Origin of the sequence: Mycobacterium sp. 852014-52144_SCH5372336 (assembly GCF_001665615.1) — a bacterium.
Lineage (GTDB): Bacteria > Actinomycetota > Actinomycetes > Mycobacteriales > Mycobacteriaceae > Mycobacterium > Mycobacterium neumannii_A.
In genome coordinates, this window is the sequence record NZ_LZSW01000047.1 from 451,907 (window position 1) to 477,872 (window position 25,966).

Consider the following 25,966-nt stretch of genomic DNA (forward strand, 5'->3'; position numbering starts at 1 on the left):
CCTTAGGGAAGCCGCCAGTCGATCGGCTCGGCGCCCATCTTCTCGAGCAGTTCGTTCGCGTGGCTGAACGGTCGCGAGCCGAAGAAGCCGCGCGACGCCGACAGCGGCGACGGGTGCGGAGACTCGATCGCCACGCAGTCGGCTCCGTCCAGCATCGGTTTCAGCGTCGAGGCGTCGCGACCCCACAGCACCGCGACCAACGGCTGCCCGCGCGCGACTAGCGCGCGAATCGCGCACTCGGTCACCGCTTCCCAACCCTTACCGCGGTGCGACGCAGGCGTGCCCGGTCGAACGGTGAGCACCCTGTTGAGCAACATCACCCCGCGTTCGGCCCACGGCGTCAGGTCACCGGTGGACGGGGCGGGGTGGCCGAGGTCGCTTCCATACTCCTTGAAGATGTTCTCCAGGCTGCGCGGCAGCGGCCGCACCTCGGGCGCCACCGAGAAACTGAGGCCGACGGCATGACCGGGCGTCGGGTAAGGGTCCTGTCCGACGATCAGTACCCGCACCCTGTCCATCGGAAAGGTGAACGCGCGCAACACGTTCTGACCTGCGGGCAGATATCCGTTTCCGGCGGCCAGTTCGGCGCGGAGAAACTCGCCCATCTGTGCGACCTGACCCGCGACCGGTTCCAGCGCCGTGGCCCAGCCCTGCTCGACGAGCTCGTGCAGCGGCCGCGCCGTCATACCAAGCCCTCGATCAGCAACACCACCGAATCAGCGCCGGCCCGGCGGTCCTTCGAGATCTCTTGATACTCGGGCGAGTTCGCCCAGTCCCGAAACGAAGGCTCATCGGGAAACGACATCAACACGACCTTCTCGCGGTCCGACTCGCCCTCCAGAATCTGCGGCGACTCGTCGGCCGCGAGCAGCGTCCCCGAATACCGGTTGAAGACCTCAAGGAAACGGGCTTGGTAGCGGTTATAGGCCGCACGGTCCGTGAACCTCAGCTGGGCGATGGCGTACACGGTCACGAGTCGACACCCTAACTAGTCGAACGACTGCCACCCGGCATTCCCCTGCCAGGCCGCGCCGTCGACCGACACCCGCTCCGGACCCTCCTGCACGCGACCGATCTCCCTCCACCCGGACGGCAGCGTCCCCGGGAACGTCGCGACCAGCGCATGGTCCTCGCCACCGCCGAGGATCCACGCCCACGCGTCGGCGCCGACCGCTTCGGCCGCGCCTGCGAGCACGTCGCGGTCCGCGGTCAATGCCGTGGTGGACAGGTCGATGCTGACGCCGGACGCCTCGGCGATGTGGCCCAGGTCGGCCAGCAGTCCGTCGGATACGTCGGTCATCGCGGTCGCGCCGCTTTCGGCGGCGATGCGGCCCTGACCGTAGGGCGGCCGCGGCGCGAGATGGCGCTGACGTAATTCGTCGAACCGCTGAATATCGTTGCGCCACAGATTGAATCCGGCGGCCGAACGACCGATGTCACCAACGATGGCCACCACGTCGCCGGGTCGTGCCCCGCTGCGGCGCACCGGCTCGCGGCGGTCGAGATCACCGAGCGCCGTCACCGAGATCACCCATTGCGGCGCGCTGACGAGGTCACCGCCGACGATGCCCGCGCCCATCGACTCGGCCTCGCGCCACATGCCGTCGGCCAGTTGCAGCGCCTGGTGCGCCGGCGTATCCGGGGGTGCTCCGAACGCAACCACAAACGCGGTCGCACGTGCGCCCATCGCCTCGATGTCGGCGGCGTTCTGCGCGATCGCCTTGCGCCCCACGTCATACGGCGTCGACCAGTCCAACCGAAAGTGACGCTCGGCCACCAGCATGTCGGTGCTCACGACGGCCTTAACGTCGGGTGCGAACAGCACCGCGGCGTCGTCGCCCGGCCCCAGCGCGACGGCGTCCGGCTGGCGGCGCCCGGCCACCAATCGCCGGATCACGGCAAACTCACCCACTTGCGCCAGGGTTTCGGCGTCGGACGCCATGTCACCTCCCGTCGCGGCCGCACCTCATTCGTTTCGTGCGGCCTGAACACCGGCCGCACCTGCGGTACGTTAAGCGCCTGCGGCGTGGAGTCTATGCAGCGATGTGGAGGAACAGCGGGTGGTCGAGGCTTTCATGCTGATTCAGACCGAGGTGGGCCGCGCCGAGGTCGTCGCCAAACAACTCGCCGCGCTTCCCGGTGTGGTTTCCGCGGAGTCCGTGACGGGACCGTACGACGTGGTCGTGCGCGTGGGCGCCGACACCTTGGCCGATCTGAAAGCCACCGTGGTTCCCAATGTTCAACAGGTGACCGGTATCACCCGCACGCTGACCTGTCCGATCGACAACGGGGCGCCTCTCTAGAGTTGGACCGTGGCTTCGCAGACCGGTGACGGGCCGCCGCGGGCGCTGCTGATCGCCGCGCTGGTGGTGGCGGTCGCGGCGGTTGTGGCGATTCTGGTGATCGCCGCGCTGCGCCAGAATCCCGAGGAGCAACAGGCGGTGCCGTTGGTGCCGGTGCCCGCCCCGCAGGCCACGAGCGCCGAATGCGCCGACCTGATCGCCCAACTGCCGGACAAGCTCGGCGATCACACCCGCGCACCGCTGGCCGATCCCGCACCTGCCGGTGCGGCGGCGTGGCCGGCCGAGGGTCAGGGCGAACCGATCGTGCTGCGCTGCGGGGTGGAACGGCCCACGGAATTCGTCGTCGGTGCGCCGGTGCAGGTGGTAGACGACGTGCAGTGGTTCCGGGTGGCTGAGGCCGGCGTCGATGACGCGGGCGCCGAACAGGCGCGCAGCACGTGGTACGCCGTCGACCGCGGCGTGTACGTCGCCCTGACGCTGCCGCAGGGCTCCGGTCCGACACCGATTCAGCTGCTGTCCACGGTCATCGCCGAGTCGCTTCCGGCCAAGCCCGTCGCTCCCGCGCCGGTGCGTTGATCCTGCGCTGGGCCGCAGGTAACACCCGTCAGCGCAGACCGGTGCCGCGTTTAAGTGCGGTTTCGACCATCGTGGCCAGCAGGGTCGGGTAGTCGACGCCGCTGGCGGCCCACATCTGCGGGTACATCGAGATGGTGGTGAACCCCGGCATGGTGTTGAGCTCGTTGATCACGGGCCCGTCATCGGTGAGGAAGAAGTCGACGCGGGCCAGCCCCTGACAGTCGATCGCGTTGAAGGCCTGAATCGAGAGCCGTCGCACCGCCTCGGCAACCTCGTCGTCGACTTTGGCAGGGACGTCCAGTTCGGCGGCGTCCTCGAGGTATTTCGTCGCGAAGTCGTAGAAGCCGTCCTCGCGGCCGCGTACGCCTGCGACCCGGATCTCGCCGAGCGCGCTGGCCTCGATCCGGCCGTCGGGGAATTCGAGCACGCCGCATTCGAGTTCGCGCCCGGGCACCGCGGCTTCGACGATCACCTTCGGATCGTGACGGCGGGCCTGTTCGATCGCCGACGGCAGCTGATCCCACGCCGTGACCCGGCTGACGCCGATCGACGACCCCCCGCGCGCTGGCTTCACGAAGACGGGCAGGCCGAGCCGCTCGCGAGCCTCGAAAGCCAAGGTTTCCTGGCGGGGCCGCAGCACTTCGTGATCGCCGATCGGCAGGCCCGCGGCACCCAGCAGCTTCTTGGTGAACTCCTTGTCCATGCCCACCGCACTGGCCAGGACACCCGCCCCGACATAGGGCACCCCCGCCAACTCGAGCAGCCCCTGGATCGTGCCGTCTTCGCCGTACGGACCGTGCAGCACCGGGAAGACCACGTCGACCGCCGCCAGCATCTCCCCCGCCCCCTGGCCCAGCGACAGCAGTTGGCCGCCGCGGCCCGGATCGGCAGCCAGGGCCAATTCCGTACCCGACGCGGCGGTCACCTCCGGAAGTCGGCCGTCGGTGATCGCAAGGCTGTCCGGCTGCGCGTCGGTCAACATCCAGGCCCCTTCCGGGGTGATGCCGACGGCGACGACTTCGAACCGCTGCGGATCGAGGTTGCGCAGGATGCTGCCTGCGGATACGCAGGAGATCGCATGCTCGGAGCTGCGTCCGCCGTAGACGACGGCAACCCGGACGCGTCCGGTGCTCCTGTCCGATGTCGCCGGCCGGGCGGCTCCGGGCTCATGGCGGGCAGTCACAACCTAGAGAGGCTACCGCCCGCGTCGGCGGCCGGTTGTCCGGCGATGGCCCGTGGCGGTGTCAGCCCAGTGCCTGCTCGATGTCGGCGATCAGGTCGTCGGTGTCCTCGATCCCCAGCGAGATGCGCGCGAACCCGTCGCTGACGTCGTCGCCCCAGCGGGCGCGGCGGTCCACCGATGTGTGAATTCCGCCGAAACTCGTCGATGCGATCAGCAGCACGCTGCGCTCGACCAGGCTGTGCACAGCCGCAGCGTCGGCCAACTCCACGGCGATCAGGCCGCCGAACCGTTTCATCTGCGCGCACGCGATGCGGTGCGACGGATCGTCGGGCAGACCGGGATAGCGCACGGCGCGCACGGCGGGGTGGGCGTGCAGCGCCACCGCGAGCGCCGCCGCGTTGTGGCACTGCCGTTCGAAGCGCAGGCCGGCGGTGCCCAGGCTGCGCATCAGCAGCCACGCCTCGAAGGCGCCGAGGATGGCACCGGAGTGGAGTCGTTCGCGCGCCACCTCGGCCATCAGGTCGGTGTGCGCGCTCGCGACATAACCGGCGAGCAGATCGCTGTGGCCCGACAACGCCTTGGTCGCACTCGCGACGACCACGTCGGCGCCCAGCGAAAGCGGTTGCTGACCGAAGGGGGTGGCGGTGGTGTTGTCGACGACGAGCGTGGCGCCCCGGCTACGGCACTGCAGCGCGAGCCGGTGCAGATCCACTACATCCAGGCCCGGATTGGCCGGGCTCTCGGCCAGTACGACGTCCGCGTCCGCCGATGCCGCACACATCTCTTCGGTGGCGGCCTGCACCACCGTAACTCCTTGCTTGGCAAGGTATTCCGACGCGTACCGGCGGACTTGATAGTAGCCGTCGGCGGGCACGACGAGCTTATGTCCCGGCTTGGCGAGCACCCTCAGGACGGACGTGATCGCGGCCATCCCCGATCCGAAGGCCAGCGCGGACGGGGCCGCCTCCAGTTGCGCGAGCGCCGACTCGAGGTGGCGCCAGGTCGGATTCGAGCTCCGCCCATAGGAATCCGGGACGTCCGACGGATCGGATGACAAGTGGAAGGTGGACGCCGGGACCGGTGACGGTGCCACGGCCTGCCCCGGAACAGCTTCCGAGGCAACGGATTTGACGCTGCGAGTGGAGTCCCCGTACTGACCGTCCACCGGTCACTCCGGTTTGGTGCTGCGTCCGAGCAACAGGACGACGGCCTCGTCGACCGAGAGACCCCTGTGGCATACCCGGAATACGGCGTCGGTCAGCGGCATCTCGACGTCGTAGCTCTCGGCCAGCGCCAGCACCGATTGGCACGACGCGACGCCTTCGGCGACGTGGCCACCGGTGGCGAGCATCGCCGATTCCATTGTGCCGCCCTGGCCCAGGCGCAGCCCGAACGTGCGGTTACGCGACTGCCCGGATGTGCACGTCGCGACGAGGTCACCGACGCCGGCCAAGCCCGCGAGGGTCGCGGGCTTGGCGCCCAACGCGATTCCCAACCGCATGATCTCGGCCAGCCCACGAGTGATGATCGCCGCGGCGGTGTTCTCCCCCAGTCCGACCCCGGCCGCCATGCCGGACGCGAGCGCGATGACGTTCTTGCACGCACCACCGACTTCGGCGCCGATCACGTCGGCATTGGTGTACGGCCGGAAGTACGCCGTCGAAAGCGCCCGTTGCAATGCGACGGCCCTTCCGGAGTCACTGCAGGCGACCACGGTGGCCGCCGGTTGTTCGTCGGCGATCTCGCTGGCGAGGTTGGGACCGGAGACCACCGCAACGCGTGCCGGGTCGGCACCGGTCACCTGGATGATCACCTGGCTCATGCGCATGAGCGTGTCGAGTTCGATGCCCTTGGCCAGGCTCACCAATGTGACTTCGTCGTCGATCAGCCCCGACCACTGTTCGAGATTGGCCCGAAGCGTCTGGGCGGGCACCGCGAACAGCACCGTGCATGCGCCGTTGAGCGCCTCGGCCGCATCGCCGGTCGCCCTGATGGTCTTGGGCATTTCGGTGTCACCGAGATATCCGGAGTTGCGATGGGTGTCGTTGATCTCGTCGGCGACTTCTTGGTGACGCGCCCACAGCGTCACCTCGTTGCCCGCATCGGCAAGGACCTTCGCCAGTGCGCTCCCCCACGCACCGGCACCCATCACCGCCGCCTCGACCACGCCTTCAGCCTAACCCCCGCCGGACTGCTGGCAGGATGACGCACATGAGTGGGTCACCGGATGCCGAGATCGCATTGGTGATCGCGGTAAAGCGCCTGGCCGCGGCCAAGACCCGGTTGGCCCCCGTCTTTTCCGCAACCACCCGCGAGAAGGTCGTACTGGCGATGCTGATCGACACGATCACCGCCGCGTCGGCGGTTTCGGCCATCGGCTCGGTCACGGTGGTCACACCTGACGAAGTCGCCGCCGAGGCGGCGGGTCGACTCGGCGCGCGGGTGCTCACCGACCCGACCCCCGACAGCCACCCCGACCCGCTGAACAACGCGATCGCAGCCGCCGAAGCCGAAGTCCGTCATGAGACACCGAACGTCGCTGTGTTGCAAGGTGATCTGCCCGCATTGCAAGCCCATGAGCTGACCGCGGCCGTTGCCGCGTCCCGTAAACACCCACGCAGCTTCGTCGGCGACCGGCACGGCACCGGTACGTCGGCGTTGTTCGCGTTCGGGGTCGCCTTGAACCCGCAATTCGGCGCCGACTCCGCTCAACGCCACCGGCGTTCCGGCGCGCTCGAGCTCACCGGTGCGTGGCCGGGACTGCGCTGCGACATCGACACACCCGACGACCTGCTGGTGGCGCGCCGGCTCGGCGTCGGCGCGGCGACGACGGCGGCCATCACCGATTCGAGATGAACCGTTCAACTGCGCGCTGGCACGAAGACCGTTGGATAGGGGATCATCGCAGGCATGACGAAAGCCGGGATCGAGGTTCGCGACAGCGACGGTGAACCGCCGCCGCCGAGCATCCGGACGTTGCCGTCGGACTCCGGTAACTCGGCGCCCGAAGCCCCTCCCGCGGCGACCGCCCCCGCCGTCGAGAACGCGCTGCCCGAAGACCGCTACCTGAACCGCGAGCTGAGTTGGCTCGACTTCAACTCCCGGGTACTGGCATTGGCCGCCGATACGTCGCTGCCGCTGCTGGAACGGGCGAAGTTCCTTGCGATCTTCGCCTCGAATCTCGATGAGTTCTACATGGTCCGCGTCGCCGGACTGAAACGCCGCGACGAAATGGGGCTGTCGGTGCGCTCCGCCGACGGGCTCTCACCCCGTGAACAGTTGCGTCGAATCAACGAGCGAACCCAGCACCTCGCCGACCGGCACGCGCACGTATTCCTCGATTCGGTGCGCCCCGCGCTGGCCGACGAAGGCATCGTGATCGTCACGTGGGCCGAACTCGACGAGGCCGAACGCGCACGGTTGTCGACGTACTTCCACGAGCAGGTGTTCCCGGTGCTGACGCCGCTCGCCGTCGATCCGGCCCACCCGTTCCCTTTCGTGAGTGGCCTGAGCCTGAACTTGGCGATCACCGTCAAACATCCCGACGACGGTGGGCAGCACTTCGCCCGAGTCAAAGTGCCCGACAACGTTGAACGGTTCGTCGAACTGGCCGCCCGCGAAAGCGATGCCAGCATCGTTCGCTTCCTTCCGATGGAGGAACTGATCGCGGCGTTCCTTCATGTCCTGTTCCCCGGGCTGGAGATCGTCGAGCACCACGCGTTCCGCATCACGCGCAACGCCGATTTCGAGGTCGAGGAGGACCGCGACGAGGACTTGCTGCAGGCCCTCGAACGGGAACTTGCGCGGCGCCGATTCGGTTCCCCGGTCCGGCTGGAAGTCTCCGACGACATGACCGAGGGCATGCTCGAGTTGCTGTTGCGCGAACTCGACGTCGCCCCGGGCGATGTCATCGAGGTGCCCGGGTTGCTCGACCTGTCCTCGCTGTGGCAGATCTACGGCCTCGATCGTCCTGCACTCAAAGACCGGCCGTTCGTGCCTGCCACCCCGCCGGCGTTCGGCGAGCGCGAGACTCCCAAGAGCATCTTCTCGACGCTGCGCGACGGCGACGTGCTGGTGCACCACCCGTACGACTCCTTCTCCACCACCGTGCAGCGCTTCATCGAACAGGCCGCGGCAGACCCCAACGTGTTGGCGATCAAGCAGACCCTGTACCGCACCTCCGGCGACTCGCCAATCGTCAACGCGCTCATCGACGCTGCGGCGGCGGGTAAGCAGGTCGTCGCGCTCGTCGAGATCAAGGCCCGGTTCGACGAGCAGGCCAACATCAAGTGGGCACGTGCGCTGGAGCGTGCGGGCGTGCACGTCGTGTACGGGCTGATCGGACTCAAGACTCACTGCAAGACTTGTCTGGTGGTGCGCAGGGAGGGCTCACTGATCCGGCGCTACTGCCACATCGGCACCGGCAACTACAACCCCAAAACCGCGCGGCTGTATGAGGACATCGGGCTGCTGACCGCCGCACCCGACATCGGCGCCGATCTCACCGATCTTTTCAACTCGCTGACGGGCTACTCGCGCAAGGACTCCTACCGCAACCTTCTCGTCGCCCCTCAGGGGGTCCGCCGGGGCATCATCGAGCGCATCGAACGGGAGATCGTCGCCACCCGCGACGGCGCCGAGGGGCGGATCAGGCTGAAAGCCAACGCGTTGGTGGACGAGCAGGTCATCGATGCGCTGTACCGCGCGTCGCAGGCCGGTGTGCGGGTCGAGGTGGTGGTCCGGGGTATCTGCGCGCTACGACCCCATGCCCCTGGATATTCGGACAACATCGCCGTCCGATCGATCCTCGGCAGGTTCCTCGAACACTCGCGGATCATTCACTTCCGCGCGATCGACGAGTTCTGGATCGGCAGCGCCGACATGATGCACCGCAATCTGGACCGGCGCGTCGAAGTGATGGCCGAAGTCAAGGATCCGCGGCTCAAGGCGCAACTGCACGACATCTTCGAATCGGCGATGGACCCCTCGACCCGGTGCTGGGAGTTGGGCGTCGACGGTAAGTGGACGGCGTCACCGCAGGAGGGCCACACGGTCCGCGACCACCAGGTCTCGTTGATGGAACGCCACCGGCAACCATGACGGAATTCCTCAACGTCAGGAACTTTCAGCATTGTCGTCGTGGGCCGCGGGTGCCCAGAATGATCTGCAGGAGTTGAGGTGCCGAAGCGGACATCCGAGACCGGCTCCGATGCGGAGACGATCCTGGCCGGCGGGGCGGTGTTGTGGCGGCCCGACGGAAATCCCGATGCGCCGGAAGTCGCCCTGATTCACCGCCCTCGGTACGACGACTGGTCGCTGCCCAAGGGCAAGGTGGACCCCGGCGAGACCGAGCCCGTGACCGCCGTCCGTGAGGTGTGCGAAGAGACCGGGTACACCGCACATCTGGGCCGGCGACTCAGTTCGGTCAGCTATCCCGTCGAGGGCGGTAAGAAGAAGGTGCGCTACTGGGCGGCGCGCATGGTCGCCGGGGAGTTCCGCCCGAACGACGAGGTCGACGAGCTCAAGTGGCTACCCGTCCCGGCGGCGATCAAACAGCTCGATTATCGACACGACCGAAAGGTGCTGCGCCACTTCGCGAAGTATCCGGCCGACACCAAGACCGTGCTGATCGTCCGCCACGCCACCGCGGGCAGCAAGTCCCGGTTCAAGGGTGACGACCGCCAACGACCCTTGGACAAGAACGGTCGGGCGCAGGCGGAGTCACTGGTCGGGATGCTGCTCGCCTTCGGTGCCGACCGGCTGTTCGCGGCGGACCGAGTGCGCTGTGTATCGACGTTGGAACCACTGGCACAAGAACTCGGGACGTCGATCCAGCGTGACGAGCTGCTGACCGAGGAGGCTTACGCGGAGAACCGCAAGGCCGCCCGGCAGCGCTTCCTCGAGATCGCCGACACCGCTGGCACGCCGGTGATCTGCACTCAGGGCAAGGTCATTCCGGACCTTATCGAATGGTGGTGCGAGCGCGACGGCGTGCGGCCCGACAAGTCGCGCAATCGCAAGGGCAGCACCTGGGTGATGTCGCTTCACAACGGTCGGTTGATTGCGGCGGACCACATGGGCAGCCCGCTGGCCGTGAAATGACGCCCACACGTTGAATGCAAATTCCGGCGGACTCCCGCTCGGAAAGATTGAGCCGTAGATGTTTTGGTGGGGATGAAACGCGAACACGCCGTGGGTCGCGCAGACCCACGGCGTGTCCGGTCGAAACTACTTGCGCCCGCGCTTGGCCGGCGCCTTCTTGGCGGCCGACTTCTTGGCTGCGGTCTTCTTGGCCGGTGCCTTCTTGGCCGCCGACTTCTTGGCCGGTGCCTTCTTCGCCGCCGACTTCTTGGCCGGTGACTTCTTGGCGGCGGTCTTCTTGGCTGCCGTCCGCTTCGTCGCGGCCTTCTTGGCCGGTGACTTCTTAGCGGCGGTCTTCTTGGCTGCCGTCCGCTTCGTCGCGGCCTTCTTGGCCGGTGACTTCTTGGCGGCGGTCTTCTTGGCTGCCGACTTCTTGGCCGCCTTGCGGGCACTCCCCGCCGTAACGCCTCTCTTCACTGCTGGTCCTTCCGCCGGGAGGCGCTGCGCCCCAGAGACAACGGCTTTGAACTGAGCGCCGGGCCGGAATGCCGGCACAGAGGTGGGCTTCACCCGAACGGTCTCGCCGGTGCGCGGATTACGCGCGACGCGTGCTGCGCGGCGGCGCTGTTCGAAAACGCCGAAGCCGGTAATGGTGACGCTGTCACCCTTGTGCACCGCACGCACGATGGTGTCAACGACATTCTCCACCGCGGCGGTGGCCGACCGACGATCCGAGCCCATTTTCTCCGTGAGTACGTCGATGAGCTCTGCTTTGTTCATGCATAACCTCCGGAAACCAGTGGTCCTCTTTGGACCGACTAGAGGACACGGTAAACCCATTCCCCATTGATTTCCAAGAGCCACGCGCAGTTTCAGGCGAAGCCAGCGAACTTTCTTGCCCCCCTTGACCTCCAGAGGGGCCCCCGAGAACCGGGTCCAGTGACGGTGATTTCGGCTTACCGAGCGCCGTTATCCGGCCGGCAGAGTCCGCGGTTTCCAGTCCGGCCTGCGCGATTCATAAGCCGCGATATCATCGCATTTGCGCAGCGTAAGACCTATATCGTCGAGTCCGGAGAGCAATCGCCAAGCCGTATAGTCGTCAATTCTGAACGGCACCATGACCGTTCCTGCGGCGATGGTTCGATCTTGAAGATTCACAGTGATTTCCAGGCCTGGCTGCTGCTCGATGAGCTTCCATAAAATTTCCACATCATCTTGCGGAATTTCGGCCGCCAGAAGCCCGGCCTTGCCCGCATTGCCCCGAAAGATGTCGGCGAAGCGGGACGAGATGACGACCCGGAAGCCGTAATCCATCAGCGCCCACACGGCATGTTCGCGTGACGAACCGGTGCCGAAATCGGGGCCGGCGACCAATACCGAACCTTTGTCGAACGGGGGCAGGTTCAATACGAACGACGGGTCGTTGCGCCAGGCGGCGAACAAGCCGTCCTCGAAACCCGTTCGTGTAACTCGCTTCAGGTAGACCGCCGGGATGATCTGATCGGTGTCGACATTCGACCGACGCAGGGGGACGCCGATGCCGGTGTGGGAATGGAAAGCCTGCACGGGTTCTGCTCCTATCAGTCGGTCAGGTCTGCGGGCGAGGACAACGTGCCACGCACCGCGGTGGCCGCCGCGACCGCGGGAGACACCAGATGTGTCCGGCCGCCCTTGCCTTGCCTGCCCTCGAAATTCCGGTTGGAGGTCGACGCACAACGTTGACCCGGTGACAGCTGGTCGGGATTCATGCCCAGACACATCGAGCAGCCCGCCTGACGCCACTCCGCTCCCGCAGCGGTGAAGATGTCTCCGAGCCCTTCGGATTCGGCCTGCATCCGCACGCGCATGGACCCGGGCACGATCAACATGCGCACCCCGTCAGCGACCTTGCGTCCGCGCAGCACGTCGGCGGTCACCCGCAGATCCTCGATACGGCCGTTGGTGCACGAACCGACGAAGACGGTGTCGACCGTGATGTCACGCATCGCGGTGCCGGGCCGAAGGTCCATGTAGGCCAACGCCTTTTCGGCCGCTTGGCGCTGCCCCTCGTCGAATATCAATTCCGGGTCGGGCACCGAATCGGACAGCGGCACCCCCTGGCCCGGGTTGGTGCCCCACGTGACGAACGGGCTCAGGGTCGAGGCGTCGATGTAGACCTCGGTGTCGAATTCGGCACCCTCGTCGGTGCGAAGGTTGCGCCATGCGGCGACCGCTTCGTCCCACTGTCGGCCCTGTGGGGCGTGCGGACGCCCGCGCAGAAATTCGAACGTCGTGTCGTCCGGTGCCACCATGCCGGCCCGCGCACCGGCCTCGATGCTCATGTTGCAGATCGTCATCCGGCCCTCCATCGACAGCGATTCGATGGCGCTGCCGCGGTATTCGATGACGTGCCCCTGTCCTCCGCCGGTGCCGATCTTGGCGATCACCGCGAGAATGATGTCCTTGGCGCTCACTCCGTCGGGAAGTTCACCGTCGACGTTGACCGCCATGGTCTTGAACGGGCGCAAGGGAAGAGTCTGCGTGGCGAGTACGTGCTCGACTTCCGAGGTACCGATCCCCATCGCCAGCGCGCCGAACGCACCGTGCGTGGAGGTATGGCTGTCGCCACACACCACCGTCATCCCGGGCTGCGTCAATCCGAGCTGCGGTCCGATGATGTGCACGATGCCCTGCTCGGCATCACCCATCGGATGAAGCCGGATACCGAACTCTTCGCAGTTGCGCCGAAGGGTCTCCACTTGTGTGCGCGAGACGGGGTCGGCGATCGGCTTGTCGATGTCGACCGTCGGCACGTTGTGGTCCTCGGTGGCGATGGTCAGATCCGGTCTGCGTACCGGGCGCCCCGCCAACCGCAGCCCGTCGAATGCTTGCGGGCTTGTCACCTCGTGGACGAGATGAAGGTCGATGTAGATCAGATCGGGTTCGCGCGCAGCGCCCTCGCCGCCACCTTCGACGACGACGTGGTCGGCCCACACCTTTTCGGCCAACGTGCGCGGTGTGTCACCGCGGCCGCGGGCGGCACTGGAAACATCGGTGGACATCTTGACTATCTCACAATCTGGGACGCTAGTATCTCCTTGTGAGACAGGATAGCGGCATCGGCGTATTGGACAAAGCCGTGGGTGTGCTGCACGCGGTCGCCGATTCGCCCTGCGGGCTCGCCGAACTGTGCGAGCGCACGGGTTTACCGCGTGCCACAGCACATCGTCTTGCCGCGGGCCTGGAAACCCACCGCTTGCTGGCACGCAACGGTGACGGCCGCTGGCGGCTCGGTCCCGGCCTGACCGAGTTGGCCGGACAGGTCAACGATCCGCTCGTGGCCGCAGGAGCGGTGGTGCTGCCCCGGTTGCGCGAGATCACCGGCGAGAGCGTGCAGCTCTACCGCCGCGAAGGCACCTCGCGGATCTGCGTCGCGGCGCTGGAACCGCCTGCCGGGCTGCGGGATACCGTGCCGGTCGGCAGCACGCTCCCGATGACGGCGGGCTCTGGCGCCAAGGTCCTGTTGGCGTATGCCGACGCGGCCACCCAGCAGGCCGTCCTCCCGAACGCCAAGTTCACCGATCGCACTCTGGCCGAGGTGCGCAAGCGCGGCTGGGCGCAGAGCGCCGCCGAACGCGAACCGGGTGTGGCCAGTGTCTCGGCTCCGGTGCGTGACGGACGCGGCGTGGTCATCGCCGCGGTATCGGTGTCCGGACCGATCGACCGGATGGGCCGGCGGCCGGGTGCGCGGTGGGCCGCCGATCTGTTGGCCGCTGCCGACGCCCTGACCCGGCGCCTGTGAGATGTGACGCAGTTTCGCAGACCGCGAAATCTGTACCCCCGATGGGATTCGAACCCACGCTACCGCCGTGAGAGGGCGGCGTCCTAGGCCGCTAGACGACGGGGGCTAGAACTGGTTTCCGGATCGCCAGCATATCTCAGCGAGATTTGTCGGCCTAATCACGGTGGTTGGCTGGGGTACCAGGACTCGAACCTAGAATGGCTGAACCAGAATCAGCTGTGTTGCCAATTACACCATACCCCATCGGCAGTCCGTAACCGCAGGTCACGGGCTTATTTCGGCCCCCTTGCGCGGCGGGCGGAACCCATCGCGCGCGGTATCGGACCGACGTGCAGACTACCAAAGATTTTCAACGCGCTTTTCACGCCTCGGCTTCCGCGGCGGCTCGTTCGCGGCCGGCTCGTAGCCGGTCCAGGCTGCGTTCGCGCCCCAGCAGGTCAAGCGATTCGAATAGCGGCGGGCTGACCGAAGCGCCCGTGGCGGCGACGCGGATCGGGCCGAACGCCTTGCGCGGCTTCAGTCCGAGGCCGTCGAGCAGCGCCTCCTTGAGGGCCGCCTCAATCGCCGGAGTGGTCCAGTCGCCGACGTTCTCCAGTGCGCCCAGTGCGGCGTCGAGCACCGCGACCGCCTCGGGCTTCAACTCCTTGGCCGCCGACTTCTCGTCGAGCGTGAACTCCGCGTCGTTGAGGAACCGCAACAGGTCCCACGCGTCACCGAGCACCACGATGCGGGTCTGCACGAGCGCGGCGGCTTCGGCGAACCGGTCGTCGTCGAGGCCCGTGTCGTGACCGTGCTCGGCGAAGTACGCGCTCAGACGGGCCCTGAACTCCTCTTCGCTCAGCATCCGGATGTGTTCTGCGTTCAGCGCGTCGGCCTTCTTCTGGTCGAACCGCGCCGGATTCGAGTTGACGTCGGCGACGTCGAAGGCGGCCACCATCTCGTCGAGGCTGAAAACGTCCCGGTCCTCGGCGATTCCCCACCCCAGCAGGGCCAGATAGTTCAGCAGGCCTTCCGGAATGAAACCGCGCTCGCGATGCAGAAACAGGTTCGACTGGGGATCGCGCTTGGACAGCTTTTTGTTGCCGTCCCCCAGAACGCTTGGCAGATGCGCGAACTCGGGAATCCGGTCGGCCACGCCGAGCCGCATCAGCGCCTGGTAGAGCGCGATCTGGCGCGGGGTCGACGACAGCAGGTCCTCACCGCGCAGCACGTGGCTGATCTTCATCAGCGCGTCGTCGACCGGATTCACCAAGGTGTACAACGGCTCCCCGTTGCCGCGGGTCAACGCGAAATCGGGTACCGATCCGGCCGGGAACGTCGTTTCTCCGCGCACGAGATCGCGCCAGCCGATGTCCTCGTCGGGCATCTTCAACCGCACCACGGCGCGCCGGCCCTGGGTGCGGAATTCCGCCTTCTGTTCCTCGCTCAGGTCGCGGTCGTAGTTGTCGTAGCCCAATTTCGGATTACGCCCCGCGGCCAGATGACGCGCTTCGACTTCCTCAGGCGTGGAGAACGACTCGTAGGCGTCACCGGCCTGTAAGAGCCGGTTGATCACGTCGCGGTAGAGATCGAGCCGCTGCGACTGGCGGTACGGCCCGTAGGGACCACCGACTTCGGGGCCTTCGTCCCAGTCGAGTCCGAGCCAGCGCAGCGCGTCGAGTATCGCGCGGTAGCTCTCCTCGGAATCGCGCGCCGAGTCGGTGTCCTCGATGCGGAACACAAAGGTGCCGCCGGTATGGCGCGCGTACGCCCAGTTGAACAGTGCGGTGCGGATCAGGCCGACGTGCGGCGTACCCGTGGGTGACGGACAGAACCGCACCCGGACATCACTTGTCATCACTTCCCTTTGCGCACAACCGGATTCGTCAACGTTCCGATACCTTCGACGGTGATGCTCACGGTGTCGGAGTGTTCGATCGGGCCGACACCCTCCGGTGTCCCGGTCAGGATCAGATCGCCCGGCAGCAAGGTCATCACCCGGGAGATCCATTCCACGATCGCGCCGACGTCGTGGATCATCATCGACGTCCTGCTGTTCTGCTTGACGACGCCGTTGACCTCGGTGCGGATCTCCAGGTCCGCGGGATCGACGTCGGTGACGATCCACGGCCCGACGGGGCAGAACGTGTCATACCCCTTCGCGCGGGTCCATTGGCCGTCCTTGCGCTGCTGATCGCGGGCCGAGACATCGTTGGCGATCGTGTATCCCAGGATGTTCTCCGCGGCGCGCGCGGCCGACACGTCCTTGCACGGTCTGCCGATGACCGCCGCCAACTCACCCTCAAAGTGCACGGGATCGGCGTCGGCGGGTAACTGAATCGGCACGTTCGGTCCGACGATCGCCGTGTTGGGTTTCATGAAGATGATCGGGTCGTCGAACGTGGGGGGTTCCGAGCCGTCCCCGGCGGTTGCGGCCATCTCGGCGATGTGGGCGGCGTAGTTCTTCCCCACGCACACCACCTTGGTCGCAAGGATCGGGGCGAGCAGGCGCACGTCGGCCAGCGGCCACTGTCTGCCCGTGAACTGTGGATTACCGAACGGGTGCTCGGCGATCTCCCTCGCGATCGCCTGGGCGGGATCGTCGAGTGGACCCTCGACGCTGACGAAGGCGACACCATCAGGGCTGGCGATTCGGCCAAGGCGCATGGCGTTCAGCCTAGTAGTCGGCCCAGAAGCGGCGGCCGACCGCTCCCACGACAGCTTCGTCTCGGTATCTGAGATACAGATTCAGCATGGTGAGATCACTATGCCACGATGGACCGATGTCCGCCGAGTCGCTCAGCACCGCCCGGCGTTGGTCGTTACTGTGTATCGCGCTGGCAGCGACGACGAGCGCCAACGTGTTCATCAACGGCGTGGCGTTTCTCATCCCGACACTGCACAGCGAGCGGGGCCTCGACCTCGCGGCGGCCGGCCTGCTTTCCGCGATGCCGGGCTTCGGGCTGGTGATCACGCTGATCGCGTGGGGCTATGTCGTCGACCGTTACGGCGAGCGTCTTGTGCTGACGGTCGGGTCTGTGCTGATATCGGCGGCGGCGTTCGCGGCCGCCTCCTCCGAATCCCTGGTCGCCGTCGGCGCTTTCCTCTTTCTCGGCGGCATGGCGGCCGCGAGCAGCAATTCGGCCAGCGGGCGGTTGGTGGTCGGCTGGTTTCCGGTCGAACGACGCGGTCTGGCCATGGGGATCCGGCAGACGGCCACCCCGTTGGGCGTCGGGTTGGGCGCGCTGGTGATCCCGCGGCTGGCCGAAAGCCACGGTGTGACTGGCGCGTTGCTGTTTCCCGCGGCGGTGTGCGCGGTGTCGGCGCTGGTGTGCTTGGTCGCGGTGATCGACCCGCCACGACCGCCGCGTTCCGAGGCGCCGATCGAACATCTCACGAACCCCTATCGGGGATCATCGGCGTTGTGGCGGATCCACGCCGTCTCGGTGTTGCTCGTCGTGCCGCAGGCGATGGTGTGGACTTTCACGCTGGTGTGGTTGATGTCGGAGCACGGCTGGTCGGCAGGCTCGGCGGGTCTCATCGTCATGGCGGCCCAATTGCTCGGCGCCGCCGGACGCATCGCGGCGGGGTACTGGTCGGACCGGTTGGGTCAACGGCTTCGTCCGATCCGTGCGATCGCCGCCGCCGCGGCGCTGTCCATGGGGGCCCTCGCGCTGTCGGACTGGCTGAGCTCTCCGGTCGCGGTGGCGGCGATGGTGGTCGCCTCGGTGATCACGGTGTCCGACAACGGTTTGGCGTTCACCGCCATCGCAGAGATCGCCGGGCCGTTCTGGAGCGGCCGCGCCCTGGGCACCCAGAACACGGCCCAGCATCTGGCATCGGCCGTCGCGGCCCCCACGTTCGGGGCGCTGATCGGGGTTGCCGGTTATCCGGCGGCGTTCGCCGTCTGCGCGCTGTTCCCGCTGGCGGCGATACCGATCGTGCCCGCCGATTCCTCGGGATCGCCGGAACCTGCGCGGGGACTGTGATTCGACGATGGGAGTTTCGCGCGCGGCTGTTCACACTGATGTCATCAGTCTCTCCCGGAACCACTGCTGCCCTTGCCCACCTACGAGCGAATAAGTCGCTGGGAGCGAATTATTCGCTCAGAGGTGGGCAGTAAGGGAGGCAGTCCCCGGTGCTATCTGAGCGGGGTATCTGAGCGCCCGAGCGTCAGGCGGCCGTGACTGGGAAAATCGGTGCCGAGCTACAGGGTGCCGAGCTACAGGGTGCCGAGCTATAGAAATCCCGCGATCCGGTCGCCGATCGCGGTGGTGGACAGCTTCTCGTCACCGCGCGTGGCCAGATGCTGCTCGACGGCCTTATCGACGCGCGCGGCAGCGTCGGCTTCGTTGACGTGTGCCAGCAGCAGTGCGACCGACATGATCGCAGCGGTCGGGTCCGCGATTCCCTGGCCCGCGATATCGGGGGCGCTGCCGTGCACAGGTTCGAACATCGACGGATTGGTGCGGGTGGCATCGATGTTGCCGCTCGCCGCGAGGCCGATTCCGCCACACACCGCGGCGGCGAGATCGGTGACGATATCGCCGAACAAATTGTCGGTGACGATCACATCGAAACGGCCGGGATCGGTGACGAGGTGGATGGTCGCCGCGTCCACGTGCTGGTAGGCGATCTCGACGTCACCGAAGTCGGCGGCGACCTCCTGAACAGTGCGCCACCACAACGCGCCCGCGAAGGTCAGGACATTGTTCTTGTGCACCAGGGTCAGGTGCTTGCGACGCTGCTGGGCACGGACGAACGCGTCCGTCACGACGCGACGCACACCGAAGGCGGTGTTGACGCTGACCTCGGTGGCGATCTCGTGCGGTGTGCCCACGCGGATCGCACCGCCGGTTCCGGTGTAGGGACCCTCCGTGCCTTCCCTTACGACGACGAAGTCGATGTCGGGGTTGCCCGCCAGGGGGCTGTTAACCCCGGGGTACAGCCGGCCGGGGCGAAGGTTGATGTGGTGGTCGAGCGCGAACCGGATCCGTAGCAGCAGACCGCGTTCGAGCACGCCGCTGGGTACCGACGGGTCCCCGATCGCGCCGAGCAGGATCGCGTCGTGCCCGCGCAGTTCGTCGAGCACGGAGTCGGGCAGCACCTCACCGGTGGCGTGGTAGCGGCGCGCGCCGAGGTCGTAAGGCGTCTTGTGCACGCCGGGAAGCACCGCGTCGAGTACCTTGACGGCCTCCCCGACGACCTCCGGGCCGATCCCGTCACCGGCGATGATCGCCAGCTTCATGGCCGAAATCACGACAGATCAACCACTTCCAGCATCATCGCGCCGACTTCATCGGCGATCGTGGACCGGACCTCGGAGGGAACATCACGGTCGATGCGCAGCAGGATGGTCGCGCCGGGACCTTCGGCGTCCTCGCTCAACTGGGCGGCGTGGATGTTGATGCCCGCCGATCCGAGGATGGTGCCGATCTTGCCGAGCGTGCCCGGCTGGTCGACGTAGTTGATGATCAGGTAGACGCCCTCGGCCCGCAGATCGAAGTTGCGCCCGTTGATCTGGACGATCTTCTCGACCAGTTGGGTACCGGTCAGCGTGCCTGCGACATTGGCGGTCGTCCCGTCGGCGTAGACGGCCCGCACGTCCACCACGCTGCGGTGGTTGGGACTCTCGCTCGCGGTGCTGATCTCGGCCTGCACCCCCCGCTCGGCGGCGAGCGCGGGGGCGTTGACGAATGTGACGGGGTCTTCGATGATCGCTGAGAACAGCCCGCGCAACGCCGAAAGGCGAAGCACCTCAACGTCTTCGGCGGCAAGCTCACCCTTGACCTGCACCGCCAGCGACACCGGAAGCTCGTCGCACAACACTCCGACCAGCAGGCCGAGCTTGCGGACGAGGTCCAGCCACGGCGCAACCTCCTCGCCGACGACTCCCCCGCCGACGTTGACCGCGTCGGGAACGAACTCCCCGGCCAGGGCAAGCTTCACGCTGGCCGCGACGTCGGTACCCGCCCGGTCCTGCGCCTCGGCGGTGGACGCGCCCAGATGCGGGGTCACCACCACCTGCGGCAGGTCGAACAGCGGGCTTTCGGTCGTGGGCTCGCTGGCGAACACGTCGATGCCTGCCGCGCGCACATGACCTGAGCGCACCGCTTCGGCCAGTGCGTCCTCGTCGATCAAACCGCCGCGGGCGGCGTTGACGATGATCACGCCGGGCTTCGTCTTGGCCAGCGCCTCCTTGCCGATCAGTCCCGCGGTCTCCGGTGTCTTCGGCAGGTGCACCGAGATGAAGTCCGCGCGCTCCAACAGCTCGTCGAGGCTCAGCAGCTCGATGCCGAGCTGTGCGGCGCGGGCCGCCGAGACATACGGGTCGTAGGCGACGACGTGGGTGCCGAACGCGGCCAGGCGCTGGGCCACCAGCTGACCGATGCGGCCAAGGCCGACGACGCCGACGGTCTTGCCGTAGATCTCGGTGCCCGAGAACGACGAGCGTTTCCACGTGTGCGCGCGCAGCGACGCATCGGCGGCCGGGATCTCGCGCGCCGCGGACAGCAGCAGGGCCATGGCGTGCTCGGCCGCGCTGTGGATATTCGAGGTCGGCGCGTTGACGACCAGCACGCCCCGGGCGGTGGCGGCGTCCACGTCGACGTTGTCGAGGCCGACTCCGGCACGGGCGACGATCTTGAGCTTGGGCGCGGCGGCGAGCACCTCGGCGTCGACGGTCGTCGCGGAGCGCACCAGAAGCGCGTCGGCATCGGCCACCGCGGCCAGCAGCTTCGGCCGGTCCGGACCGTCGACCCAACGGACTTCCACCTGGTCACCGAGGGCGGCGACCGTCGATTCGGCCAATTTGTCGGCGATCAATACAACGGGCAGACTCACGCGGTCAGCCTAATGGGCTTGAATGTTGGGGTGGTGGGTGGGAGAACCGCAGGCGTGGTGGGTGGGAGAACCGCAAGCGTGGATGTCACCGTCGTCGGCAGCGGACCCAACGGTTTGGCGGCAGCCGTCGTCTGTGCCAGGGCCGGGTTGTCGGTGCAGGTGTTCGAGGCGCAGCCGACCCTCGGAGGTGGGGCCCGCACACTTGCCGACCCGGAGTTTTCCGGCGTCTCCCACGACATCTGTTCGGCCGTTCACCCGCTCGCGCTGGCGTCGCCGTTCCTGGCCGAATTCGACCTGCCCGCTCGTGGCGTGAGCCTGCGGGTACCCGAGGTCTCCTACGCCAATCCACTTCCCGGGGCGCGCGCCGCGATCGGTTACCACGACCTCGACCGGACCGTCGCGGAGCTCGAGCACGGGCACTCATGGCGCAGGTTCTTCGGCCCCATGGTCGAACGCGACGACGCCGTTCTCGATCTGCTGCTCGGCGACAAACGCTCGGTGCCGAGCAACCCGATTGCCGCGGTCCAGGTGGCGAGCCGGCTGCTCGAACAGGGCACGCACGCGTGGGGCGCACTCAAGGGTGACGATGCGCGCGCATTGTTCAGCGGCGTTGCCGCACATGTGATCTCGCAAATGCCCTCGTTGGTGTCGGCGGGCGGGGGCCTCATGTTGGCCACGCTCGCACACACCGTCGGCTGGCCCATCCCCGTCGGCGGAAGCCAGGCCATCGTCGATGCGCTGATCGCGGACCTCCGTGCTCACGGTGGTGTGATCACGGCCGGCCAGGAGGTCACCGAACCACCCGAGGGTGTCGCACTCTTCGACACCGCACCCACCGCGCTGGCCCGCATCTACGGCGACAAGCTGCCCCGTCGCTACGCAAAAGCCTTGCAGCGATATCGATTCGGCCCCGGCGTGGCCAAGGTCGACTTCGTGCTCTCCGAGGATGTGCCGTTCACCGACGAGCGGTTACGACAGGCGCCCACGCTGCACATGGGTGGCACCCGCGAGCAGATGGCTCACGCCGAACGCGAGATCGCCGCAGGGCGGCACCCCCAGTGGCCGATGGTGCTCGCCGCGCAGCCACACCTGGAGGATCCCGGCCGCATCGACGCCCAGGGCCGACGGCCGTTGTGGAGCTACGCGCATGTCCCGAACGGATCGACCGTCGACCAGGCCGAGCGGGTCACCGACATCTTCGAGCGCTTCGCGCCCGGCTTCCGCGACATCGTGGTGGCCGTGCGATCCGTTCCCGCCGCACGCCTGGCCGACCACAACGCCAACCTGGTCGGCGGCGACATCGGCGTCGGCGGCAACACCCTTATTCATGCGCTGGCGGGTCCGACCCCTCGACTCAACCCCTGGACCACACCCATCCCCAAGGCGTACCTGTGCTCGTCGGCCACGCCGCCCGGGGGCGGGGTGCACGGCATGGCCGGTTATTTCGCCGCGCGCACGGTGCTGCGGCGCGAGTTCGGCATCAAGACGATGCCTGCGCTGTCTCCCTGAGCCCGGAACCCGGTACGTATCGATGCAAATTCGATGCGTAGGTGCGGCGAGAAGGGGTACCCCGGTTGAGTTCGACCGATTCGGGTACCTGTCATCGCATCGAGTGAAGGGAACGCTGCTTGAGCGGGATCAACGGAAACACGCAGACCCCGCTCCTGTCGGTGTCAGACCTCACCGCTCCCCCCAGAGGGCTCATGACCACGGCATTTCCGGTATGGCGCGACGCCATACGCAGTGAGGTGCTTCGGTCACTGGCCGATTTCGTCAAGACACGCTGCGCCGACGACCTCAAGTCGGCCGGAGTCGATATCGCCGCCGACGTCCTGCAGGATTTCGTCGACGGCGGAAAGTGCGTCCGCTCGACTTTCGTCTACCTGGGCTGGTTGTCCAACGCCGACGACGATCCCGGTGCGTTGCGGGCGGCGGCGAGCTTCGAGTTGCTGCATGCGTTCGCCCTGCTGCAGGACGACGTGATGGACGGCTCCGCGCTGCGCCGCGGGCGACCCTCTGCTCATGTCAGGTTCGCGCAGTGGCACCGCGAGCGGGCGATGTCGGGTTCACCCGAACGTTTCGGCGAGGCCGCGGCCGTCCTTCTCGGTGATCTGTGCCTGGTGTGGGCTGCACAGATGCTGCGGGAAAGCGGTGTCGGGGAGGCTGCGCTGGCGCGTGGCTGGCACAGATACGACGCGATGCGCACCGAACTCGCCGTCGGCCAGTTCGCCGACCTGGTCAACGACGCCGCCGAATTCCCCGAGTGGGAACGGGTTCTCGACGTGATGCGGCGCAAGTCCGGCAACTACACCGTGCGCAGACCGCTCGAGATCGGCGCCGACATGGCCGGATGCCCGGCCGGTGTGCTGACGTTGCTCGGCCAGTACGGCGAAGCGGTCGGTGAGGCCTTCCAGTTACGCGACGACGTCCTCGGCATCTTCGGGTCTCCCGAGATCACCGGTAAGCCGGCAGGCAGTGACCTCTTCGAGCACAAGGCGACCAGCGTCGTGGTGGCCGCCTACGGCCTCGCCGACGCGAACCATCGCCGCGAGCTCACCCACCTGATGAGTGCCTCCGATCTGGATCACGAGGACATCCGCCGGTGGCGCGAGCTGATCGTCGCGACCGGCGCACTGGAATGGGTTGAACAGCTGATCGATTCGCGGCTCAACCGAGCGCTCGAGCTGATCGACACGAGGCAACTGGACCCATTGATCCGCACCGCGCTGGCCGACATGGCCGCCGCCTGCACCGAACGGGCCGCGTGATGCGCACCGTCGCGGGCCGCACCGACCACGTCGTCGTGGTCGGCGCCGGACTGTCGGGACTGTCGGCGGCGCTACAGCTCGCCGGGCGCGGGCGCACCGTCACGGTCCTCGAACGCGGACACTATCCGGGCGGGCGCGTCGGTCGCGCCGACATCGACGGCTACCGCCTCGACACCGGGCCGACCGTGCTGACGATGCCCGACATCATCGACGACGCCTTCGCCGCCGTCGGCGAGAACACCGCGGACCGACTGGACCTGATCACCGTCGATCCCGCCTACCGCGCGTCGTTCGCCGACGGCAGCTCGCTGCACGTACGCGCCGAAGCCGACGCGATGGCCGCCGAGATCGAGGGCTTCGCAGGCCGCGACCAGGCGGACGGCTATCTGCGCCTTCGCGATTGGCTGGCCAAGCTGTACCGCGTCGAGTTCGACGGGTTCATCGCCGCGAACTTCGACTCACCGCTTTCGCTGCTGACACCGCAGCTCGCCCGGCTGACCGCCATCGGCGGCTTCCGGCGCTGGGACAGGATGGTGCGCCGCTTCATCAGCGATGAGCGACTGCAGCGGGTGTTCACCTTTCAGGCGTTGTACGCCGGTGTGCCGCCGCACCGGGCGCTGGCGGTGTACGCCGTGATCGCCTACATGGACACGATCTCCGGCGTGTACTTCCCCCGCGGCGGTGTGCGCGCGCTGCCCGACGCGCTGGCCGCGGCCGCGACCGATGCCGGCGTCGAGTTCCGTTACGATTCGGCGGTTTCGGCGTTGGAGCACACGGGCGACCGGGTGGTCGCGGTGCATACCGAGGGCGGTGACCGGATCACCGCCGACGCGGTGGTAATGACCACCGAACTGCCCGACACGTACCGGCTGCTCGGTCGCACGCCGCGGCGTGCGCTGCCGCTGCGGCCCGCCCCGTCGGCGGTGGTGGCCCACGTCGGCTGCCGCACCGTGAGCCCGGACGTCGGACACCACACGATCGTTTTCGGCGACGAGTGGCGCAAGACGTTCACCGACATCATCGACGACGGGCGCGTGATGTCGGATCCGTCGCTGTTGGTGACCCGCCCCACCGCCGGGGACCCGTCGCTGGCGCCGGCAGGCCGGGACCTGCTGTACGTCCTCGCCCCCGCACCCAATCTGGCAGTGGGACACATCGATTGGGCATCGACGCGCGACGATTACGTGCGCCAGATGATGGACGTGGTGAGCTCACGGCTCCCCCAGGTGGGGGTCGACCCCGAGGTGCTGCACGTCGTGGATCCCGCGGACTGGGCGCGTCAGGGAATGGCCGCGGGAACTCCGTTCGCGTTGGCCCACACGTTTGGCCAGACCGGCCCCTTCCGTCCCGCCAACACCGTTCGCGGCGTCGCCAACGTGGTGTTGGCGGGGTCGTCGACCGTCCCGGGAGTCGGCGTTCCGACCGCGCTGCTGTCCGGGCGGCTGGCGGCCGACCGAATCACCGGCCCGCCAGTCCGGCGGGCCCGTAGCCAGGTGGTGCAAGCATGATCGGTTCCGAACTCGACGCTGCGGGCGTACACGACCCGGCACTGCGCGACGCCTATCGCCGTTGCCGCACGATCAACGCCGAACACGGCCGCACCTTCTTTCTGGCCACCCGGCTGCTGGCGCCCGAACAGCGTCCCGCCGTGCACGCGCTGTACGGCTTCGCCCGCCGCGCCGACGACATCCTCGACGACTTCGATCCCGTCATCAACATGGATGAGCGCGCCGATCAGCTGCAGCGCCTGGCCACCCAGCTGTTCAACCGGCTCGCGCAGGGCAGCTGCGACGACGGGGATCCGTCGCTGGCCGCGGTGGTGCACTGCGCCCGGCGGTACGGCATCCCGTGGGAGCTGTTCGACGACTTCCTCGGCTCCATGCGCATGGACCTGAGCGTCACCGACTATCCCGACCGGGCCGCCCTCGATCGCTACATGTACGGCTCGGCCGAGGTGATCGGTTTACAGCTTCTTCCCGTACTCGGCACCGTCGGCCCACGCGAGGAGGCCGCGCCGTATGCGGCGGCACTGGGAAAGGCGTTCCAGCTCACCAACTTCCTGCGTGACATCGACGAGGATCTCGAGCGCGGCCGGGTCTATCTGCCGGCCGACGAACTGGCCGCATACGGGGTCGACCGGGATGTGTTGACCTGGTGCCACGAGAACCGTCGCACCGACGCGAAGGTGCGCCGGGCGCTGGTGGAACAACACGCCATCAACCGGCGCGTGTACGACTTCGCGCGGCGCGGCATCGCTCATCTGAGCCCGCGGTCGCGCCCGTGCGTGTCAGCGGCGCTGACCCTGTATTCCGAAATCCTCGACCGTATAGAGCAAATCGATTTCGCCGTATTCAGCCAGCGCGCCACCGTGGGCACCGGTCGCCGCATCCGCGTCGGATGCGCCGGACTGGTCAAGGCGTGGAGGGCGCGTCGTCAGGAACCCAAGGCGTGA

General features: G+C 67.4%; 24 protein-coding genes and 2 tRNA genes. 11 read left to right on the top strand and 15 right to left on the bottom strand.

Features of this window, described 5'->3' with window-relative positions; genetic code table 11:
- Window positions 1-2 precede the first annotated feature (2 nt).
- The 3 genes from A5759_RS12905 to A5759_RS12915 are packed head-to-tail and all read right to left on the bottom strand — an operon-like array spanning window position 3 to window position 1,942.
- On the bottom strand, window positions 3-686 hold the full coding sequence (locus A5759_RS12905) for a uracil-DNA glycosylase (protein ID WP_068198087.1): 684 nt from the start codon (window positions 684-686) through the stop codon (window positions 3-5).
- Window positions 683-973, bottom strand: a complete 291-nt coding sequence (locus A5759_RS12910) for a DUF1330 domain-containing protein (RefSeq protein WP_068198089.1) — start codon at window positions 971-973, stop codon at window positions 683-685. Before A5759_RS12910 ends, A5759_RS12905 begins: the two co-directional genes overlap by 4 nt.
- Before the next feature lie 15 nt (window positions 974-988).
- The gene (locus A5759_RS12915; RefSeq protein WP_068198091.1) at window positions 989-1,942 is read right to left on the bottom strand and encodes a thiamine-phosphate kinase; all 954 of its coding nucleotides are present in this window, start codon (window positions 1,940-1,942) and stop codon (window positions 989-991) included.
- 118 nt (window positions 1,943-2,060) lie between these two features.
- On the opposite strand from A5759_RS12915, the gene A5759_RS12920 reads away from it, so the two are divergent.
- Both A5759_RS12920 and A5759_RS12925 read left to right on the top strand, forming a co-directional pair.
- A complete protein-coding gene (locus A5759_RS12920; protein ID WP_068198355.1) occupies window positions 2,061-2,303 on the top strand; it encodes an Lrp/AsnC family transcriptional regulator in 243 nt (80 codons plus the stop codon).
- Window positions 2,304-2,312: 9 nt separating this feature from the next.
- Window positions 2,313-2,879, top strand: coding sequence for a DUF3515 domain-containing protein (locus A5759_RS12925; RefSeq protein WP_068198094.1), 567 nt, complete (start codon window positions 2,313-2,315; stop codon window positions 2,877-2,879).
- A gap of 28 nt (window positions 2,880-2,907) precedes the next feature.
- Here the strand turns inward: A5759_RS12925 and A5759_RS12930 are convergent, their stop codons facing one another.
- The 3 genes from A5759_RS12930 to A5759_RS12940 all read right to left on the bottom strand — a co-directional run bounded on the left by A5759_RS12930 (window position 2,908) and on the right by A5759_RS12940 (window position 6,211).
- Window positions 2,908-4,062: a D-alanine--D-alanine ligase family protein gene (locus A5759_RS12930; RefSeq protein ID WP_068198096.1), complete on the bottom strand. Its 1,155-nt coding sequence runs from the start codon at window positions 4,060-4,062 to the stop codon at window positions 2,908-2,910.
- 61 nt (window positions 4,063-4,123) lie between these two features.
- Entirely contained in the window at window positions 4,124-5,227 is a 1,104-nt protein-coding gene (locus A5759_RS12935; RefSeq protein WP_068198099.1) for a cystathionine gamma-lyase, read from the bottom strand.
- Between the two features lie 3 nt (window positions 5,228-5,230).
- Window positions 5,231-6,211, bottom strand: coding sequence for an NAD(P)H-dependent glycerol-3-phosphate dehydrogenase (locus A5759_RS12940; protein ID WP_094292317.1), 981 nt, complete (start codon window positions 6,209-6,211; stop codon window positions 5,231-5,233).
- 62 nt (window positions 6,212-6,273) lie between these two features.
- Here A5759_RS12940 and cofC point away from each other — a divergent pair, with 62 nt between their 5' ends.
- From cofC to A5759_RS12955, 3 genes are all read left to right on the top strand, one after another.
- Window positions 6,274-6,918, top strand: coding sequence for a 2-phospho-L-lactate guanylyltransferase (gene cofC / locus A5759_RS12945; protein ID WP_068198103.1), 645 nt, complete (start codon window positions 6,274-6,276; stop codon window positions 6,916-6,918).
- A gap of 54 nt (window positions 6,919-6,972) precedes the next feature.
- Window positions 6,973-9,162 carry an RNA degradosome polyphosphate kinase gene (locus A5759_RS12950; RefSeq protein ID WP_068198105.1) on the top strand — a complete coding sequence of 730 codons (2,190 nt, stop codon included), beginning with the start codon at window positions 6,973-6,975 and terminating at the stop codon, window positions 9,160-9,162.
- A 78-nt stretch (window positions 9,163-9,240) separates the two neighbouring features.
- Entirely contained in the window at window positions 9,241-10,164 is a 924-nt protein-coding gene (locus tag A5759_RS12955) for an NUDIX hydrolase (protein ID WP_068198108.1), read from the top strand.
- A gap of 126 nt (window positions 10,165-10,290) precedes the next feature.
- Here A5759_RS12955 and A5759_RS12960 read toward each other — a convergent pair whose 3' ends face one another.
- From A5759_RS12960 to leuC, 3 genes are all read right to left on the bottom strand, one after another.
- Window positions 10,291-10,923: an HU family DNA-binding protein gene (locus tag A5759_RS12960; protein ID WP_068198115.1), complete on the bottom strand. Its 633-nt coding sequence runs from the start codon at window positions 10,921-10,923 to the stop codon at window positions 10,291-10,293.
- A gap of 189 nt (window positions 10,924-11,112) precedes the next feature.
- Window positions 11,113-11,709, bottom strand: a complete 597-nt coding sequence (leuD, locus tag A5759_RS12965) for a 3-isopropylmalate dehydratase small subunit (RefSeq protein WP_066844926.1) — start codon at window positions 11,707-11,709, stop codon at window positions 11,113-11,115.
- Window positions 11,710-11,723: 14 nt separating this feature from the next.
- Window positions 11,724-13,184: a 3-isopropylmalate dehydratase large subunit gene (gene leuC, locus A5759_RS12970; RefSeq protein WP_068198119.1), complete on the bottom strand. Its 1,461-nt coding sequence runs from the start codon at window positions 13,182-13,184 to the stop codon at window positions 11,724-11,726.
- 38 nt (window positions 13,185-13,222) lie between these two features.
- Here leuC and A5759_RS12975 point away from each other — a divergent pair, with 38 nt between their 5' ends.
- Window positions 13,223-13,924, top strand: coding sequence for an IclR family transcriptional regulator (locus A5759_RS12975; protein WP_066844930.1), 702 nt, complete (start codon window positions 13,223-13,225; stop codon window positions 13,922-13,924).
- A 33-nt stretch (window positions 13,925-13,957) separates the two neighbouring features.
- On the opposite strand, the gene A5759_RS12980 is transcribed toward A5759_RS12975, so the two are convergent.
- The 4 genes from A5759_RS12980 to A5759_RS12995 form a co-directional block, all read right to left on the bottom strand.
- Window positions 13,958-14,030 (bottom strand) — tRNA-Glu (locus A5759_RS12980).
- Between the two features lie 62 nt (window positions 14,031-14,092).
- Window positions 14,093-14,167: transfer RNA gene (locus tag A5759_RS12985), tRNA-Gln, on the bottom strand.
- A 118-nt stretch (window positions 14,168-14,285) separates the two neighbouring features.
- Window positions 14,286-15,761, bottom strand: a complete 1,476-nt coding sequence (gltX, locus tag A5759_RS12990) for a glutamate--tRNA ligase (protein ID WP_068198122.1) — start codon at window positions 15,759-15,761, stop codon at window positions 14,286-14,288.
- Window positions 15,761-16,570: a fumarylacetoacetate hydrolase family protein gene (locus A5759_RS12995; RefSeq protein WP_068198124.1), complete on the bottom strand. Its 810-nt coding sequence runs from the start codon at window positions 16,568-16,570 to the stop codon at window positions 15,761-15,763. The genes gltX and A5759_RS12995 overlap by 1 nt, the downstream gene beginning before the upstream one ends.
- A 116-nt stretch (window positions 16,571-16,686) precedes the next feature.
- Between A5759_RS12995 and A5759_RS13000 the strand changes: the two genes are divergently transcribed.
- Window positions 16,687-17,892 (top strand): MFS transporter, encoded by a 1,206-nt coding sequence (locus tag A5759_RS13000; protein WP_068198129.1) that lies wholly within the window; start codon window positions 16,687-16,689, stop codon window positions 17,890-17,892.
- Window positions 17,893-18,140: 248 nt separating this feature from the next.
- Here A5759_RS13000 and A5759_RS13005 read toward each other — a convergent pair whose 3' ends face one another.
- Window positions 18,141-19,151 carry a 3-isopropylmalate dehydrogenase gene (locus A5759_RS13005; protein ID WP_068198357.1) on the bottom strand — a complete coding sequence of 337 codons (1,011 nt, stop codon included), beginning with the start codon at window positions 19,149-19,151 and terminating at the stop codon, window positions 18,141-18,143.
- An 8-nt stretch (window positions 19,152-19,159) separates the two neighbouring features.
- Window positions 19,160-20,746 (bottom strand): phosphoglycerate dehydrogenase, encoded by a 1,587-nt coding sequence (serA, locus tag A5759_RS13010; RefSeq protein ID WP_068198131.1) that lies wholly within the window; start codon window positions 20,744-20,746, stop codon window positions 19,160-19,162.
- Between the two features lie 78 nt (window positions 20,747-20,824).
- Here serA and A5759_RS13015 point away from each other — a divergent pair, with 78 nt between their 5' ends.
- The 4 genes from A5759_RS13015 to A5759_RS13030 all read left to right on the top strand — a co-directional run bounded on the left by A5759_RS13015 (window position 20,825) and on the right by A5759_RS13030 (window position 25,966).
- Entirely contained in the window at window positions 20,825-22,255 is a 1,431-nt protein-coding gene (locus A5759_RS13015; RefSeq protein WP_068198132.1) for an NAD(P)/FAD-dependent oxidoreductase, read from the top strand.
- A 194-nt stretch (window positions 22,256-22,449) separates the two neighbouring features.
- Window positions 22,450-23,514: a polyprenyl synthetase family protein gene (locus tag A5759_RS13020; RefSeq protein WP_156616898.1), complete on the top strand. Its 1,065-nt coding sequence runs from the start codon at window positions 22,450-22,452 to the stop codon at window positions 23,512-23,514.
- Window positions 23,514-25,022: a phytoene desaturase family protein gene (gene crtI, locus A5759_RS13025; protein WP_068198141.1), complete on the top strand. Its 1,509-nt coding sequence runs from the start codon at window positions 23,514-23,516 to the stop codon at window positions 25,020-25,022. Before A5759_RS13020 ends, crtI begins: the two co-directional genes overlap by 1 nt.
- Window positions 25,019-25,966 carry a phytoene/squalene synthase family protein gene (locus A5759_RS13030; protein ID WP_068198147.1) on the top strand — a complete coding sequence of 316 codons (948 nt, stop codon included), beginning with the start codon at window positions 25,019-25,021 and terminating at the stop codon, window positions 25,964-25,966. Before crtI ends, A5759_RS13030 begins: the two co-directional genes overlap by 4 nt.